General features: G+C 61.2%; 16 protein-coding genes and 1 tRNA gene. 6 read left to right on the forward strand and 11 right to left on the reverse strand.

Annotated elements, in window-relative coordinates; all coding sequences use genetic code 11:
• Positions 1-2: 2 nt before the first annotated feature.
• Both KD146_RS15715 and KD146_RS15720 read right to left on the reverse strand, forming a co-directional pair.
• Positions 3-1520, reverse strand: coding sequence for a methyl-accepting chemotaxis protein (locus KD146_RS15715; protein ID WP_212659785.1), 1518 nt, complete (start codon positions 1518-1520; stop codon positions 3-5).
• 264 nt (positions 1521-1784) lie between these two features.
• Positions 1785-2375 carry a chemotaxis protein CheD gene (locus tag KD146_RS15720; RefSeq protein ID WP_212659786.1) on the reverse strand — a complete coding sequence of 197 codons (591 nt, stop codon included), beginning with the start codon at positions 2373-2375 and terminating at the stop codon, positions 1785-1787.
• 166 nt (positions 2376-2541) lie between these two features.
• Here KD146_RS15720 and KD146_RS15725 point away from each other — a divergent pair, with 166 nt between their 5' ends.
• Positions 2542-2895, forward strand: a complete 354-nt coding sequence (locus tag KD146_RS15725) for a hypothetical protein (RefSeq protein WP_212659787.1) — start codon at positions 2542-2544, stop codon at positions 2893-2895.
• 231 nt (positions 2896-3126) lie between these two features.
• Here the strand turns inward: KD146_RS15725 and KD146_RS15730 are convergent, their stop codons facing one another.
• From KD146_RS15730 to KD146_RS15745, 4 genes are read right to left on the reverse strand one after another with little or no spacing between them, the layout of a single operon-like run.
• Positions 3127-3615, reverse strand: a complete 489-nt coding sequence (locus KD146_RS15730; protein ID WP_212659788.1) for a chemotaxis protein CheW — start codon at positions 3613-3615, stop codon at positions 3127-3129.
• A 56-nt stretch (positions 3616-3671) separates the two neighbouring features.
• Positions 3672-6095 carry a chemotaxis protein CheA gene (locus tag KD146_RS15735; RefSeq protein WP_212659789.1) on the reverse strand — a complete coding sequence of 808 codons (2424 nt, stop codon included), beginning with the start codon at positions 6093-6095 and terminating at the stop codon, positions 3672-3674.
• A gap of 31 nt (positions 6096-6126) precedes the next feature.
• Positions 6127-6495, reverse strand: coding sequence for a response regulator (locus KD146_RS15740; RefSeq protein ID WP_212659790.1), 369 nt, complete (start codon positions 6493-6495; stop codon positions 6127-6129).
• A complete protein-coding gene (locus tag KD146_RS15745; protein ID WP_212659791.1) occupies positions 6492-6782 on the reverse strand; it encodes an STAS domain-containing protein in 291 nt (96 codons plus the stop codon). Before KD146_RS15745 ends, KD146_RS15740 begins: the two co-directional genes overlap by 4 nt.
• Before the next feature lie 242 nt (positions 6783-7024).
• On the opposite strand from KD146_RS15745, the gene KD146_RS15750 reads away from it, so the two are divergent.
• From KD146_RS15750 to KD146_RS15760, 3 genes are all read left to right on the forward strand, one after another.
• Positions 7025-8341 (forward strand): NAD(P)H-dependent oxidoreductase, encoded by a 1317-nt coding sequence (locus KD146_RS15750; protein WP_212659792.1) that lies wholly within the window; start codon positions 7025-7027, stop codon positions 8339-8341.
• A gap of 106 nt (positions 8342-8447) precedes the next feature.
• Positions 8448-9254 (forward strand): siderophore-interacting protein, encoded by an 807-nt coding sequence (locus KD146_RS15755; RefSeq protein ID WP_212659793.1) that lies wholly within the window; start codon positions 8448-8450, stop codon positions 9252-9254.
• A 113-nt stretch (positions 9255-9367) separates the two neighbouring features.
• Entirely contained in the window at positions 9368-9724 is a 357-nt protein-coding gene (locus tag KD146_RS15760; RefSeq protein ID WP_212660074.1) for a DUF1304 domain-containing protein, read from the forward strand.
• A 121-nt stretch (positions 9725-9845) separates the two neighbouring features.
• On the opposite strand, the gene KD146_RS15765 is transcribed toward KD146_RS15760, so the two are convergent.
• Entirely contained in the window at positions 9846-11249 is a 1404-nt protein-coding gene (locus tag KD146_RS15765) for a M20/M25/M40 family metallo-hydrolase (RefSeq protein WP_212659794.1), read from the reverse strand.
• Positions 11250-11402: 153 nt separating this feature from the next.
• On the opposite strand from KD146_RS15765, the gene KD146_RS15770 reads away from it, so the two are divergent.
• Positions 11403-12158 (forward strand): FadR/GntR family transcriptional regulator, encoded by a 756-nt coding sequence (locus tag KD146_RS15770; RefSeq protein WP_212659795.1) that lies wholly within the window; start codon positions 11403-11405, stop codon positions 12156-12158.
• Between the two features lie 59 nt (positions 12159-12217).
• Here the strand turns inward: KD146_RS15770 and KD146_RS15775 are convergent, their stop codons facing one another.
• The 3 genes from KD146_RS15775 to KD146_RS15785 form a co-directional block, all read right to left on the reverse strand.
• Entirely contained in the window at positions 12218-12943 is a 726-nt protein-coding gene (locus KD146_RS15775) for an RES family NAD+ phosphorylase (protein WP_212659796.1), read from the reverse strand.
• Between the two features lie 60 nt (positions 12944-13003).
• Positions 13004-13079: transfer RNA gene (locus KD146_RS15780), tRNA-Ala, on the reverse strand.
• Between the two features lie 98 nt (positions 13080-13177).
• Complete coding sequence (locus tag KD146_RS15785) at positions 13178-14191, reverse strand: SDR family oxidoreductase (protein WP_212659797.1); 1014 nt, start codon at positions 14189-14191, stop codon at positions 13178-13180.
• A 71-nt stretch (positions 14192-14262) separates the two neighbouring features.
• Here KD146_RS15785 and KD146_RS15790 point away from each other — a divergent pair, with 71 nt between their 5' ends.
• Positions 14263-14826, forward strand: a complete 564-nt coding sequence (locus tag KD146_RS15790) for a TetR/AcrR family transcriptional regulator (RefSeq protein WP_212659798.1) — start codon at positions 14263-14265, stop codon at positions 14824-14826.
• Here KD146_RS15790 and KD146_RS15795 read toward each other — a convergent pair.
• Positions 14823-15827, reverse strand: coding sequence for a Gfo/Idh/MocA family protein (locus KD146_RS15795; RefSeq protein ID WP_212659799.1), 1005 nt, complete (start codon positions 15825-15827; stop codon positions 14823-14825). The genes KD146_RS15790 and KD146_RS15795 overlap by 4 nt on opposite strands.
• Positions 15828-15868: the final 41 nt, after the last annotated feature.

Raw genomic sequence — 15868 nt, forward strand, 5'->3', positions numbered from 1 at the left:
GTCTAAGCGCTCGCGCGTCGCTGCGGTCGGGTTTCGACTGTAGCGACGTCGCCGAACGACCCCATTCGCCCACTCAATCGGCTCATCGCCGTCTCGCCCAGGCTCAGGGTCGTTGTAATAGTGTCGGTTTCATTACTTAGATTGCGTAAATGGACCTCAAGATCGGCAATCATTTTCTGTAAGGTCTTGGATTCATTGACCCCATTTTCCGCTTGAACACGACCTCGACTGACCACGGCGCGGATATCCTTGGCCGAACGGTTGATCAGCTGGGCCAGTTGGCGCACTTCGTCGGCAACAACAGCGAACCCCGCGCCCTTCTCGCCAGCCCGCGCAGCCTCCACCGCAGCATTGAGCGCCAGCAGGTTCGTGCGGAAAGAAACGTCCTCGATCGCCTGCACCATCTTGTCGATTTCGCTGGTCATTCTGTCGACCTCGCTGACCACCAGATGGGTCTGCTGGGCAGATTGATCGGCGGCGCCCACCAGGTTGTGTGCATTATGGCCAATCGTGCGCGCGCGCTGCAGTTGCGCACCGCCCGATTTGAGCGCCGCATTGGCCTCCTGGGCATCGCTGAGATTATCGGCCGCCGCACCATTGATCGCGGCCATGCGCGTCTCAAACCGCTCGACCAGTTGCCCGATCTGCACCAGCCTCGCCTCGAGACGCACCCGCGTCTGGCGTTCCTGCTCGAGCTGATCATCCATCGAACGGGCGAAGTCGTCGATCTGCTGCGCCAGGGCGCCCAAGGGCCCATCCAGCGCGTCGGGAAGTTCGCCACCCGCCCTGATCAGGCTTTCAAGCTGATGCAGCCCGCCATCAAGTTCGGCCAGCCCACCATTGAGCGCTGCCAGCGCCGGGTTGGCAGCCACGGCTTTGGCCTCGAATCGAAAGCCGGTCTGGCCGCTGCCCAGCGCCCCAACAAAGGCATCAAGATCATCGTCCTGCACAAAAGTGCCCGCGGGAATAAACTCAAGTAAAAATCGTTTCGCTGCATAAGGATGGCGCCGCACCTCGAAACGCTGATCGGCCAGCAGCACCAGGCTTTGCTCGGGCGCGCCACCACCCGCACTGAGATAGCCCTCGCCAAACAGGGCATCGAGTGACGCCCCCTCGACGGCTTCGCGAACAAGCCGCGTAATGCCCAGACTGGCCACCACTATCTGCCCGCCTTCATCAACCACCACCAGAGGCTGGTGAATGGCCGAAACTGCCAGCTTGAACTGATGTGCCCGCTCCAGACGCGTGCCCAGGCGAGTAACGATCTCGCCCATGGACAGCACCTCGCCCGCGCGTTCTGCCAGACCTGCCGCGCGGGTAATGGCGGCCAGCGCATTGGCTGCAGCCATATCGGCACGGATCGCAACTGCCAGACTTGCCACCACAGCAATCAGCACCAGCACCGCAACAAAGCTGATCTGCTGCCAGCCAGGCTCGAATGCGCCAGCGAAGCCAAGCCCCAGCGCGCCGGCACCAAGCCAGATCGCGGCGGATATCAGGACTAGACGCAGGCTGGGCATGACATGCCTGAAACAGGGGTTGGCAGGGCGCGTGGCAACATGAACAACCATACGCGCGCAATGGTTAACCAAATCTATCGGCCGGCACCTGCTTGAAAGGCTTTGCTAACGCAGATTGTCAGAAGCTGAACACTTGGCTCATTTTGATACAGCCCGGGTCAGACACAACAACGGGCCAGCGACAATTGCCGCTGACCCGTTTAGTGCCATAACTTGGAAAACGAAGGGCGCGCGGTCTGCCTCGGAGGGCAACCAGCGCGACAATCAGAACAATTCGATATCGTCCACCGGTGCCGGAATGACCACACGACGCTTGGCCAGTGCGATTTCCTCGCGCGCCACATTGGCACCGGAATCGCTATCCAGGCGTTTGACGAAGGCGCGACCCGAATGTGGCTTGAACAATACGCGACGCGCGTAGGTGCCGCCCAGATCCTTGCTGGCAGCCGTATAACCTTCTGCTGCCAGAAACTCATGCACGAACTCGATATTCTTGAGCCCGACATCGTCGAGCGCCGCATTGATTTTGCCGCCCCCAAACACCTTGATTTCCAGGTTTCCCTTGCGGCCGCTGCCCTGGCTGAGCACCTTGTTGATCAATTGCTCCATGGCGAACGCACCATAGCGCGCCGATGCGCCGTAGCGATCCTTGGCGGCTCCGGACTGTTCGGCGAGCAGGAAGTGGTTCATCCCACCCACATTGGCGACAACATCGCGCACGCAGGCAGAGATGCACGAACCCAACACCGTGGAGAACGTCAGGTCCGTTGCGTTGGAAACATGACAGTCGCCCTGATGGACGGTTGTGACCACGCCGCGATCAAATTCGGGCGGTAATGAATTCGCCAGTGCCATCTATCGCGCTCGTACCCCAGTGGTCCTTATTGTTCCGATCGTAGCGGTAAACTCGTTAGCCAATCGCTAACCACAAAGACCAAGGACGAAATAAGAACGGTCCTTTGCAAGAACTGCTTTAGGAATCCCGCGTTAGTCTGCGACCTCAGGGCTAGGGAAAGATTGTATGTCACTGCATAAACTCGCCAAAGAACTCGACGAGACCGCGCGCCAATCGGCTTCGATGCTGGAAGGCATCACCGAGGCTCTCGAGATTCTTGCTGATGGCAAACTCAACAAGGACCCCTCGGTGCGCGATGCCGTTGCGGTCATCATCACAGCATTGCAGGGTCAGGATCGCATCGAGCAAAGGTGCCACAACATGGCGCTGGCGACGCGGCAATTTGCGCTGCTGCCAGCATCGGCCCCCGAGAGTGTCTATAACGAAATCTGGTCGACCCTGACGCTTGACGAACTTCGCGTCCCCTCGCTTTCGGGCATCGCGGCACACCAGAACCACGGCGACGCCGAGCTGTTCTGATCTGTCTGCCAGCCGCGCTGGCACCGCCCACCGCCTATCCGGAATGGCTGATCTGGTTTTTGATTTGCCGCCGCGATACGTACCAGGGCCCACCTTCCCCACATTACCAGACTGATCCACCGCACCCGGCCGCTGCCGCGTCGCGGTAAAAAGCGTTTTGGGTCCGCATTGGCCAGACGCGAAAAAGGGCGCTCGCGGCGCCCTTCAACACAATCACGAATATCGGGCGGACTAGCCGTCCAGCTTGGCGCCGCTGACCACTGCGTGCAGATCGATCAGACCAACCATGCGGCTGTCGTGGGTGACAATGCCGTTGAGCAATTCGGTATCAACCGAATTACCTTCGGGGACATTGTGGATGTCATCGCGCGACACGGTCAGGATATCACTGACGGCGTCGACCAGAATGCCAACCCATTTGTCGCCAACACTCATCACCACCACAACGTGGTTCTTGGTGGGCGAAGTCGGGCCGTCGCCAAAGCGGGCGCGCAGGTCAAAGATCGGCACGATGGTGCCGCGCAGATTGATCACACCACGAACGAACTCACGGGTGTTGGGGAGCGGCGTAGCGCCATTCCAGGCGCGGATTTCGCGCACTGTGGTGATTTCCACCCCATAAGTCTGTTCGCCGATCGAGAAAGCGATCAACTGCAGGGAATTGTGAGCGGCGACGGCGGCCTTGTCGCCGATTTCGTCGCGCATACCAAGCGCTTCCATATTCTCTAGCCTTTCTGTCGCCTGTTCTGGACGACCTACACTTTTACAATCAGCCCTTAGGCTGCATTCTTATGCACTATCGTGGACTTTAGGCCCTGAACGTCAACAATCAGTGCAACATTGCCGTCACCCAGGATTGTGCCGCCGGCGACGCCTTCCACGCTCTGGAAGTTCTCTTCCAGAGATTTGATAACGACCTGCTGCTGACCAATGATGTCATCGACCACCAAAGCAACCTTGTGGCTGCCTTCAGCTTCGCACAGGACCACAAAGCGGTTCTCTTCGGGTGTATCGGAGACCAGCTCGAAGCGCTCGACCAGATCGATGACCTGAACGTATTCGCCCCGAACCTGCAGCACCTGACCACCGCTGGGCACGCGCTCAAAGCTGGCACGCGAGCACTGAATGGTTTCCACGATCGAGGACAGCGGCACCACATAAGGGCTGCCACCCACCCGCACCAGCATGACATCGAGCACAGCCAGCGTCAGCGGCAGGCGCAGCGTCATCCGCGTACCCTTGCCAGTCCAGCTGCGCACATGCACCGAACCACCGATCTTCTTGATATTGCTCAGCACCACGTCCATGCCGACGCCACGGCCGGACAGATCGCTGACTTCGCTGGCAGTGGAGAAGCCCGGGGCAAAGATCAACTGGTCGATCTGCTCCTCGGATGGATTGGAATCCGGCGCCACAATGCCCTTGTCGCGTGCAACCTGCAGCACGCGCTCACGATTAATGCCACCACCATCGTCCTCGACGATGATCAGAATATTGCCGCCAGCCTGCTCGGCTGACAACCGGATGGTGCCGATCTCGCTCTTGCCGTTGGCCGCGCGCTTTTCCGGGCTCTCAATGCCGTGGTCAGCCGAGTTGCGGATCATGTGGGTCAGCGGATCGCTGAGTTGCTCGATCACCGTCTTGTCGATTTCGGTGTTCTCACCGATCGTCTCGAGCTTGATCTTCTTTTCGGTCTTAGTGGCCAGCTCACGCACCAGGCGGGGCATGCGCGAGAACACCGATTTGACCGGCTGCGCGCGGATCGCCATCACCGAGTCCTGCAGACCACGCGTGGTCTGGGCCAGCACTTCGAGCCCGCGCACCAGTTCGGTGTAGCGCACGCGCAAATTCTCATCCATCTGCTGGGTCAGCATGGACTGGGTGATCACCAGTTCACCGACCATGTTCACCACACGGTCAACCTTGTCCAGATCAACGCGGATTGACTGCACGCCAACGCTGCGGCCGCTGCTTTCCTCGCCTTCGGCCGAGGCCGGGGCAGCAGGTGCAACGGGCTTTGGTGGCGGCGGCGCCTTGGCAACCGGTGTCGGCGCAATCGAGGCCGCCAGTTCGGCAAAGCTGAGAGCCGGTGGCTCCTCAAAACTGTCCTGAGCGGTCGCGGCCAGTGTCGGCTCTGGCGTCTCCTCCTGATCGAAATCAAGCAGGCCGGCGACTTCATCATCGGCAAGCGCAAGCAGATCATCGGCATCATTGGCCGGATCGGCCGCTTGTGCCGGCGCTTCTGCGTCTGGCAAACTGGCCTCTTCATCTTCGACATCCAGCATGACGCTGGCACCAAGCTGCGCCACCGAGATATCGCAATCGCCCTCGACGAACTCGAAGACCTCGCGGATCATGGCTTCGTTCAGCGTCGAAGAAACCAGCGTGATTTCCCAGCTGCAATAAACGGCAAACGGTTCGAAATCGGAAAGCGGTGGCACGTCGCCAAGAACAGCGCGCACGTGAAATTCGCCCAGCACAGCCAGTTCGCGGAACAGCAGCAGCGGATCATTGGCCCGTGCATAAAGCGCGCGATGCGGGGTGAACTTGATTTCCCAATGGCCCGATTCAATCTGCATCGGCGACGCATCAAAGGCGTCATCGGGCGCCACTTCGTCTGCAACGCCAGCAGTCGGTTCGGCTGCAATCGGCGTCTCGTCGAGCGCACTGGTCAGGTCGCTATCGAGCGCCATGGCCGTTTCGTCCGCCGAGTCTTCAGCGGCGTCATCGCCACCAAGATTGACCATCACGGGGGTGAAATCGAGGTCGAATTCCTCGACCATCTCGCCGCCGAGATCTTCGTCTTCGCCCTTGTCGCCACGCGCCAGGGCATCAAAACGGTTCTTTTCTTCCATGCCGTAGTCAGCCGCCAGGGCTTCCCCGGTCTGAGCTGCATTGACATGGTCAGCGATGATGTCATTGGCGCGGATGCACAGCACCACCACATCATCGGTCAGCTCAACCCGGCCATCGCGCACATAATCGAGCAGGGTTTCATAGGCATGGGCAAAGCCCACCAGCGCCGAGAAGCCGAATGCCCCGGCACCGCCCTTGATCGAGTGGATGGCACGGAACACCGCATTGAGCCGGTCCGCATCGCGTTCGCCCGCCTCGATCGCAGCAAATTGCTCTTCCAGCTCGTTGAGGAGCTCGGAGCATTCGTCGAAATAGGTGGCTTTGAAGTCGTCGAGATCGCTCATACGGGAAAGTCCAACCGTTCTGGGCTTGCTGTTAGTGCACCACGCGGTGAATGACGGAGATCAGCTTTTCAGGATCGAATGGTTTGACGATCCAGCCGGTCCCTCCGGCTGCCTTGCCCTGATCACGCTTGTCCTGCGACGTTTCCGTCGTCAGGATCAGGATCGGCAAGCTCTGGTGATTACCGGTTGCCCGGACATTCTTGATGAACTCGATACCATCCATCACCGGCATGTTGATGTCGGTGATCACCACATCAACGGTTTCAGTCTTGAGTACATCAAGACCCTGCTGGCCATCTTCAGCTTGCAGGACCTCAAATCCCGCATTGCTCAAGGTATGGTGCAGCATGGCGAGGATAGTCCTCGAATCGTCCACGGTTAGAACCCGCAAAGTCGTCATCCTCTCATCATTTCCGAAAACTGAGCGCCAAGGCCCAGACGCTCAATTGCGCTGGTCATGGCCGCGCTCGGCTGTTCAATAGCGAACTCGAAATGGTTTCTCCGGGCCGTCTCAGCCGCGCTGATCAGCATGAACAGCGCGTTTGTGCTGACACGCTCAACCGCGCTCGCTGCGATCGTCACCGGGCCCGTTTCGATGGCGTCAAGGAGCCCGTCCCTGATGCCGTCAAGCGAATCAAGGTCGATGACCGCTGGCAATGCGATGGTGTTATCGGCCTTAGTGCTCATGTCTTACGTGTGCCCCGGGAGGTTTCTCCAAGCCTCAGTTTCCACTCGAACGGTTTAAGAAGTGCTAAAATTGCCCAGCCGGGGTGCGCTCAACCCACGCAATATGGTCATTTTGACAATAAAGTTCCGCTGCGGGAGATTTCATTCTCCTCTGGCGCGCTGACTTCTTAACCTGCTGTTTCACTTGCCTTGATCCTCGGCTGAGGGGTAACGCAGGGGCACGAGACGAGAACGGACCCACCATGACCAATCCAATCGCCCTCACTGGCCTGGCGCGCGAACTTGCCCAGCGCGCCGACTCCGGCAAGCCGATTCGCGTGGGGGTTATCGGGTCCGGCGAAATGGGGACCGACCTGGTCACCCAGATGTCGCTGATGCAGGGCATCGAGATGGCGGCCATTGCCACCCGCCGCCCGCACACCGCGCTGGATGCCATGACCATTGCCTATGGCGAGGATTCAAAAGGCCGCGTGGCGGACTCGCCCAGCCAGGCCACTGCCGCCATCGAAGCGGGCAAGATCGCCATCACCTCAGCCGAAACTCTGGTCACCACGCCCAACATTGATGTTGTCATCGACGCCACGGGCAAGCCCGGCGTGGCTGCCGACTACGATTTGCTGGCCATGGAACACGGCAAGCATCTGGTGATGATGAATGTCGAAGCCGATGTCACCATCGGCCCCTATCTCAAGGCACAGGCCGATCGGCTTGGTGTTGTCTATTCGGTCGGCGCGGGTGATGAACCCAGCTCCTGCATGGAACTGATTGAATTTGTTAGCGCTTTGGGTCTGCCCATCGTCGCCGCCGGCAAGGGCAAGAACAACCCGCTCAAGCATGATGCGGTACCCGATGACTACCGCGCCGAGGCGACGCGCCGGAACATGAACCCGCGCATGCTGGTCGAGTTTGTCGATGGCTCCAAGACCATGGTCGAGATGGCCGCCATCGCCAATGCCACCGGGCTGGTGCCCGACGTACCGGGCATGCACGGCCCCAGAACAGACCGCGACGACATGGCCAAGGTGTTGATTCCAAAGGCAGATGGCGGAATTCTCAACAAGAGCGGCGTGGTCGATTTTACCGTCGGCAAGGGCGTCGCGCCGGGCGTGTTCGTGATCGTCAAGGCGGAGCATCCGCGGATCATCGAGCGGATGGATGATCTCCATATCGGGCACGGGCCATACTATGCCTTCTTCCGGCCCTATCATCTGACCAGCCTGGAAGTGCCGCTGACCTGCGCCCGCATCATGCTGCATGGCAAGCCCGACATGGTGCCGCTGCCCAGCCCGGTTGCCGAGGTCTGCGCGGTCGCCAAGCGCGACCTCAAGGCAGGCGAAACCTTTGATGCCATTGGGGAAACCTGCTATCGCAGCTACACCATGACCATCACCGACAGCCGCGCTGCCAGGGCCGTTCCGGTCGGTTTGCTCGAGGGCGGCAAGGTCACTGCGGCGGTCAAAAAGGGCGAGTTGCTGACCCAGTTCAACAGCCAGCCGGACACCTCCACGCGGCTGTTTGCGCTGCGCCAGGCGCAGGATGCCATGCTCGGATTGATGTAGCATCAGGGCCGAACTGGTGCACACACTGTGCGCATCGAACGGCACATGCCTTGATTTTCCGTTCCGCCACCGCTAAATCCTGACTAAATTAATCAGGATACAAGCCATGGATGTGACCTCTGATCCGCGCGCACCCCAGCGCGTTCGCCACGAAACCCGTATGCGCCTGCTCGAAGTGACCGGCGTGACCGACATCACCCCCACAATGCGCCGCATCAGTTTCAAGGGTGACATGACCGGCTTTGCCGCGCCCGGCCATGCCGACCACATCAAGGCGTTCTTCTTTCCCGAGGGCGTTGAACCCAAGATCGTGCCGATCGGCCCGCGCGGTGCCGAATTCGCCGAGGGCGAGCGCCCCGAAATGCGCGACTACACCCCCCGCCAATATGATGTCGGTGCCGGCACCCTCGATATTGATTTCGTGCTGCATGGCGATGGCCCTGCCTCGAGTTGGGCCGCGCAGGTCAGTCCGGGCGACAAGCTGGTGATCGGGGGCCCGCGCGGTTCGCTGATCGTGCCGACCGCGTTTGACTGGTATCTGCTGGCGGGCGATGAAACCGCCATCCCCGCGCTGGCCCGTCGCATTGCCGAGCTACCCCAGGATGCCAGGGTGATCGCGGTGATCGAGGTGGACAACCCGGACGAACACCAGCCCTTCCCCGGCGCTGCCGATGTCAGCCTGAGCTATGTCTATCGCAACGGCGCCCCGGCGGGCAGCACCAGCCTGATCCTGGACCGCATCAAGGCCACCAGCTTCCCCGATGGGGTCGCCTATGCCTATGTCGCGGGCGAGGCCTCCATGAGCAAGGCGGTTCGTGCGCACCTGACCGACGACCGTGGCTTTGACCCTGAATATGTCAAGGCCGCGGGCTACTGGCTGCTGGGTACTGCCGACGCGCAGGAAGACCATTAGGTCTCACGCGCTTGCTCTGAGCCGTGCCGGCGTGAGATGAGGGAGGCCAATCCCCTCTGGACGCCGCTCGGCTCGATCGGCGTCACGCCCCACAAAAGGCCTGTCCCATGAGCTTGATCGCCACGCTTCTCGTCGCCCTGATTGCGCTGCTGCACATCTACATTCTCGTGCTCGAGATGTTTTTGTGGACCACGCCGCGCGCTGCCAAGGCATTTGGCCTCAAGCCCGATTTTGCGGTTCAGACCAAGACAATGGCGGCCAATCAGGGTCTCTATAACGGCTTCCTTGCCGCCGGGCTGATCTGGGGGCTGATTTATCCGCTGCCCGGCTTTGCCTGGCAGATCCAGATGTTCTTTCTGGCCTGCATTGCCATTGCCGGCATCTTTGGTGCCGCCACCGCCAGCCGGAAGATCCTGTTCATCCAGACCGTACCGGCGGTCATCGCCATGCTGGCGCTGATGTTCGCCTGACATCGCGTAACCGGGTGAAGCGGGCACCCCCTCCCGGCCTCCCCCATCAAGGGGGAGGTGGCGTTCGGTGGATGCGCAGAGATCGGGGCTAGGCCGCCTCTCTCCAGCAAGAGCCAGACAATCAGCCGGCAAAAGCCGCCAGCACGCGGACCCAGGAGCGGATGCCGCGGTGATAGCTGGCCAGATCGTATTTTTCATTGGGGCTGTGGATCGCATCGTCGATCTGGGCAAAACCGATCAGCAGCGTATCGAGCCCCAGAATGCGCTTGAAATCCCCGGCCACCGGGATTGAACCGCCCGAGCCGGTGATCACCGCAGGCTTGCCCCATTCACTGCTGAGCCCGTTCAGCGCCTGCTGCAAATGCGTGCCATCGCTGGGCACGGTGATGGCGGGCGCGCCGCCATGGCTGGTGAACCGGACCGAACAGTCGGCCGGGATCATCGCCTGCACATGGCTGCGGAAGGCGGCGCGGATCTTGTCGGGGTCCATGCCCGACACCAGCCGGAACGAAATCTTGGCGCTGGCCTTGGCCGGAATGACGGTCTTGAAACCATCGCCGGTATAGCCCCCGCTCATGCCGTTGATTTCGCAGGTCGGGCGCGCCCACAGCATTTCGAGCAGGCTGCGGTTCGCTTCCCCAGCGGGGATCGACAGCCCCGCTTCGCCCATATAGGCGGCCTCGTCAAAACCCAGCGACGCCCATTGCGCCTTGATCTCGGGGCTGACCTCGGCGACGTCGTCATAAAACCCTTCCAGCGTCACGCTGCCATCGGGCGCGCGCAGGCTGGCGATGATCTCGGCCAGCAACTGGTTGGGATTGCGTGCGGCATTGCCGAACATGCCCGAATGCAGATCCTTGTTGGCGCAGGTGATCTCGATCTCTTCGCCCACCATGCCGCGCAGCATGGTGGTGATCGAGGGGGTCTGGCGGTCCCACATATCGGTGTCGCAGACCAGCGCGATATCGGCAGCGCCCAATTGCGCCTTGTGGGCTTCCATGAAGGGCGGCAGGTTCTTGCCGCCGCTTTCTTCCTCGCCTTCGAGCATCAGCGAAATCTTGACCGGCAAACTGCCGGTCACCGCCTGCCAGGCGCGGCAGGCTTCGATGAAGGTCATCATCTGGCCTTTGTCATCGGAGGCGCCCCGCGCCACGATGATCTTGCGGCCCTGCGCATCGGTTTTCAGCACCGGCTCGAACGGATCGCTGTGCCACAGATTGAGCGGATCAACCGGCTGCACATCGTAGTGAGCATAAAACAGCACATGGGCGCCGGTCTGCTCGGGGCCCCTGGCCCAGACCACCGGATGCCCCTCGGTGGCGTGCGCGGCCGCATCAAAACCAATGGTCTTGAGCTCGCCGACAATCCAGTCGGCCGCCTGCTGGCATTCTGCCTTGAAGGCGGGATCGGTCGAGATCGATTTGATGCGCAGCAGCGCATAAAGCCGCTCAAGGCTGCTATCGAGCCCGGCATCGACATGGGCCAGAACGGCGTCGATCTGATCGGGTGTGACATGGTCGGTCATGGGGGCGATTCCTTTTTGCCGCTACCCTTGGCCAAGCCGCATGACGCTGTCCAGAGCCTGCATGCCTTAGGGCAGGGCAAGGCGGCAATTCATATTGTAACACTAATGGCACCATGCTTAGGTCAACCGCCCCATCGGGCGGAGGATACCGGCATGACACTGCGCACCGCGCGACCACGAACATCGGGTGATTTGATCGCCTCGATCGCCGGCCGCGTGCCCATGCGCAATCTGCATTCCCAGGTGCTCTGGCAGCTCGGCGTGGCCATTGTCGGCGGCGATTTTCCCGAGGGCAGCATTCTACCATCCGATGCCGAATTGCTGCAGCGCTTTGCCGTCTCGCGCACCGTGCTGCGCGAAGCGCTCAAAACGCTGGCCGCCAAGGGCATGATCGAGGCCCGCGCCCGCATCGGCACCCGCGTGCTGCCGCGCGCCCGCTGGAACCTGTTCGATTCCGATGTGCTGGCCTGGCATTTCGAGACCGGGCCGGATGAAGCCTTTTTGCGCAGCCTGGCCGAAATCCGCATCGGGGTGGAGCTGGAATCCGCCGCGCTGGCCGCGCTGCGCCGCACCGATGAGCAGGCGCAGGCGCTGATCGACTGCGCAAGGGCGATGGGCGAAACCACCACGCCCGAAGACTTTGCCCGCACCGATCTCGAATTCCACCGCACCGTCGCCCAGGCCTCGGCCAACCCCTTCATGGCCTCGATCAGCACGCTGGTCGAGCTGGCCCTGACCGCCGCCTTCACCATCAGTTCGCCCATCAAGGACCCCACGGCCATGGCCGCTACCGTCAAGGCCCATAGCCGCATCGCCCAAGCCATTCAGGCCGGCGACGCCGAAGAAGCACGCGTGGCGATGAAGGCGGTGATTTCAGAGGGGCTGGATCGGCAGATGAAGGCGCGGTGAGGGCGATGGCAATAAGCTTGCATCGCGATTCCTGCTGAAGACTGAGGACGCCAGTTCTCCTAGCGGTCGATTGAGACTTTGTATGCTACATCATCGACCCTGTAGACCCATCTGCCCACAGGGTCTGCGGAGTCCAGGTCGAATAGTGCGAGATTGTACCCGTCTGTTCCAAACGCACTCCTATAGATGATCCCGTCAAAGCCAAGACCCTTGAAGACTTCTGCGAGTACCTGGGTTGGCGCATAGTCGGCCCGATCTTCAGCGCGGCCAACCGGGCTTGAGAATGCCCGGTTCATATATGACCAAACAGCACGCTCCTTCGACGCACTGTCTGGCTCATCAAGATAGAGGGGCTCTTCCTGCTGGTGAATACAGTCAACAAGCCGCGAATCGGCCTTCGTCCTAAAGTTGGCAAGCGAGACACGCTCGCCTATGCCCGCACGTGTTTCCGAAATGGCTGTGTCTGGACCATTTGCGAGATATAGGCACGCAATTCCCTTTGGGTTCACTCGTCCTTCTTGCGCCCTATCGGCGAGAGGCTTCATACGTTCTGCAGGGAACGGAACTGGTCTTTCTGTTCCACTGTCAGAATCAGGTGCATAGTTGCATCCACGTTGCGCCCGCCAAAGCTCCGTGCCGGCTGGCATCAAGTTGACTCGTTTCTTGCTGCTCTCCGTGACTGCAGCTAGGAAGGCTTCTCCTCTATCAGTTCGCAAGAACCGACGTTTTTGGATAACGTCCGATGCAAATATCCAGTAGTCCCGCCATGATACGAACTCCGACATCGACCGCCCTCTCAAAAACTGGCCGCAGTAGTACGGTGCTTTGCCATGATCTGTGAAACATGGTGGAGCTGAGCGGGATCGAACCGCTGACCTCGTCATTGCGAACGACGCGCTCTCCCAACTGAGCTACAGCCCCACACAGGCAAGATGATAGAACCGCGCGGTTGTGCCCTGCAAGGGGATGGCCGGGAGTGTCACCCTGACGCCATTCCGCGTTGCAGCTGCGTTTCGATGCTAGACCAGCCCGTGTTCCACCAGGCTCTTGCCCGTCGCGATGCTGGACACGTCGGTGCCGATCAGGGGGCGGCCGAGGCGTTCGCTGCCGCGTTTGCCATCGACATGTTTGACGGTGCCCATTTCATGCATGTTGTCGCGCACATCGCGATCAAACAGCGCCACGATGCGTACCACCCAATTGGGCAGCTCGGCCGTGGGCACGCGGCGATCGGGAAAGGCTGGAACCAGCATCTTGCCCACTTCGGCCATCATATAGGTGCCCTCCGAGGCGATGCAGCGCTGCCCGCCCGCTGCCGGGTTGGTCATGGCATCAACCTGCAGGGCCGCCACATCGCGCACATCCACCATCGACATGGCCAGCTTGGGCACCGCAGGCAACTTGCCATCGAGCAGGCGCTGCACCAGCATTGAAGACGTGCCGGGATCCTCATCGAGCAGCGGCCCGAAAATCCCCGCCGGATTGATTACCGCCAGATCATCATGCCGACCGGCGGCCTCCATCATCTCCCAGGCGGCGCGCTCGGCCAGCGTCTTGGACTGGGCATAGGCGCCGATATGGGGACTGTCGACATTGCTCCAGTCGGCCTCGGTAAAGGCGCGGCTGGTATCGCTCTGGCCATACTGGATCGCGGCAATCGAGGAGGTCAGCACAATGCGCTCGACCTTGGCCGCCAGGGCCGCAGCAATGGCGCGGCGCGTGCCTTCGACGGCGGGGCGGATCAGCTCCTGCGGATCGCTGGGTGTGTTGAGCACGAAGGGCGAGGCGGTATGCTGCACATAGCGCACATCGACCATCGCCTCGGCCCAGCCATCATCGCTGAGCAGGTCTAGCGCCACCAATTCCAGCCGGGAGATATCGGCACCCGCCCTGGCCAGCGTGGCGCGGACCTTGTCGGCCTTGGCCAGCTTGCGCACACTGCCGCGAACGGTGTAGCCAGCATTGAGCAATTGGAGAGCGACATGGCCGCCCAGAAAGCCGGAAACCCCGGTGAGCAAAACGCGATCAGACATGTCAGTCTCCGTTATCAATTGAACGATAGATATGTTATTCGTTCAGTTCGTTCAAGTGGAGCGCCTTTATTTTGAGTGCCGCCGCCGATGCCAGAGCTGCCGAAAAACGCCGTCGCATCCTTGATGCAGCGCGTTTTCTGATGCTGCGCGATGGCCTGCGCGGCACCACCATGGAAGCCATTGCCCGCCAGGCCGGCATCGCCAAGGCCACGCTCTACGCCCAGTATCCCGACAAGGAAGCCGTGTTCGCCGGCATTCTCGATGAACTGACCGGGGCGCTGACCGAGGCCTTTGACGCCGGCATGGCCGGGCCGGGCCCGCTGCCCCGGCGCATCGGCGCCGCCATGGCCGGCAAATATGGCGTCATCGCCGCCATCGTTGAGGGCTCGCCCTTCGCCCAGGAACTGTTCAGCAGCCATGGCCGCATCTCGGACCGCCTGCGCGCGCTCGATACCAATACCAATGCGCAGATCGTCGATGCCCTGCGCGCGGCCGGGGTGGCCGAACCCACCGAGTTGAGCCGTGTGGTCCAGGCCGCCTGCTATGGCGTGGCGCAAAAGCTGATCGACGAAGCCGCCGTCCGCGCCGGCATTATGATGCTGTGCGAACGGCTGATTGCCCCCGAGATCGCCTAGACGTTCGCCCAGCCGCCGCTCTTTTCGCTGGCAAAGATCGCGTCGATCACCTTCATGCTGGCAATCGCATCCTCAATCCCCCAGGCCAGCGGCTTCTCGCCCAGCACGGCCAGCGCGAAGGCTTCGGCCTGCGCGGTATATTGATCGACCGCCGGCAGGATTTCGCGCCGCGCCAGCGAGCCATCAAGCGCCGCGGCAGTATCGACCGTGATCGCCGTTGGCGTATCGGCGGGCGCATTGAACGGGATGATGATCTCGAGCTTGCCCTTGGACCCGAACACCTGCACCCGCTGATGCGGCACGGTCTGGGTCGAGCAGGTGAAATTGAGCTGCCGCCCGCCGCCGAAATCGGCCATCACGCTGGCCAGCCGGTCGGTACCGAAATTGGCATCGCGCTCGATCAGCGACACCACGCGCGTCGGCTCGGCCTCGAACAGATAGCGCGCCGCGGTGATCGGATAGCAGCCAATATCCATGATGCCGCCACCGCCAATATCGGCCTTGTTGCGCACATTATTGGGGTCGGCGTTGAAATAGGTGAACACCGCATTGATCGAGCGGATATCACCCAGCTCGCCTGAGGCAATGATCGCGCGGGCGCGCTCCCACTGCGGATGGAACCGCACCATGAAGGCCTCGAGCACAATCCGGTCGGCCGGACACTCGCGCAGGGCTTCGGCATCGGCCGCGTTCAGCGCGATGGGCTTTTCGCACAGCACATGCTTGCCCGCCTTGGCCGCCGCCACCGTCATGGGCACATGCAGATGATTGGGCAGGCAATTGTAGATCGCGTCGATTTCCGGATCGGCGAACAGCTCCTCATAGGAGCCATAGGCCCTGGCAATGCCCAGCCTGTCGGCTGCCGCCTGCGCCTTGCCCAAATCGCGCGAGGCAATCGCCACCACCTCGGAATGCGCTGATTTCTGGATGCCGGGCGTGACCTTGGCCATGCCGATATTGGCCGTGGACAGAATGCCCCAACGCACTTTCTTGCCGCTCATATCTGTCTCCCTCGATTGGCCGCAGATGTAACGGTGGCCCA

The organism is Devosia litorisediminis, assembly GCF_018334155.1.
Taxonomy (GTDB): domain Bacteria; phylum Pseudomonadota; class Alphaproteobacteria; order Rhizobiales; family Devosiaceae; genus Devosia; species Devosia litorisediminis.